The organism is Streptomyces sp. YS-3 (genome assembly GCF_045257485.1).
Classification (GTDB): domain Bacteria; phylum Actinomycetota; class Actinomycetes; order Streptomycetales; family Streptomycetaceae; genus Streptomyces.
This window is the reverse complement of record NZ_JBJHPC010001094.1, coordinates 1-939: the sequence shown is the minus strand read 5'-3', so window position 1 is coordinate 939 and position 939 is coordinate 1. Positions and strand designations below refer to the sequence as shown.

Annotated in this window: 1 protein-coding gene and 1 pseudogene; both read left to right on the top strand. The window is 73.2% G+C overall.

The window, feature by feature from the left end:
• Window positions 1-273: pseudogene (locus tag ACJA3G_RS37695) on the top strand (peptide synthetase); the annotation flags it as partial.
• Window positions 274-298: 25 nt separating this feature from the next.
• On the top strand, window positions 299-939 hold a 641-nt coding region (locus ACJA3G_RS37690), incomplete at its 3' end, for a condensation domain-containing protein (protein ID WP_406557502.1).

Sequence of the window (939 nt, the reverse complement as noted above, 5' to 3'; positions counted from 1 at the left end):
GGCATGCCCATGGCCCACCCCGTCGAGGTCAACGCCGTCGTCCTGGAGACGGCGAGCGGGCCGGTCCTGCACGCCGACTGGGCCTGGGCGCCCGGGGTGTTCGACGAGCCGGAGGTGCGCGCGCTCGCCGGGACCTGGTTCCGGATGCTCGCCGCACTCGTCGCCCACGCCGAACGCCCCGGCGCCGACGCCGTCGTGGCAGCCGACCTCACCCTCGCCGCGATCGACCAGGACGAACTGGACGACCTCGCGGCCTCCCTCGAAGCCCTCTGACCCACCACCAGGAAGCGAACCAGCCATGAACACCAGCCAGTCGGCGGTCGAGGACATCCTGCCCCTGTCCCCCCTCCAGGAGGGCATGCTCTTCCACTCGGGGTACGACCAGGACTCCCGGCACCTCTACATCGCCCAGTTCTCGGTCGACCTGCGGGGCGCGCTGGAGGCGGCCCGGCTGCGCGAGGCGGCGGACACCCTGCTGCGGCGCCACGCCAATCTGCGGGTCTCCCTCACCCACCGCAAGAACGGCGACCCCGTCCAGGTGGTCCGCCGCGACATGCCGCTGGCCTGGCAGGAGAGCGACCTCGGCCACCTCGGCGAGGAGGAGGCGCAGGCCCGCGCCGCCGAACTGACCGAGCAGGACTGGCAACTGGGCGTCGACAGCCGCCGCCCCCCGCTGCTGCGCTTCACCCTGCTGCGACTGGGTCCCGATCACCACCGACTTCTGGTGACGGCCCATCACATCCTGCTGGACGGCTGGTCGTTCGCCCTGCTCTTCAAGGAGCTGTTCACGCTGTACGGGACCGGGGAGCTGCCCCCGGTCCGGCCCTACCGCGACTATCTGACCCACCTCGCCGGCAGCGACCGGGAGGCCGCCGAGACGGCCTGGCGCACCGCGCTGGCCGGCCTCGCCCAGCCCACCCGGCTCGCACCCGGCGGCCC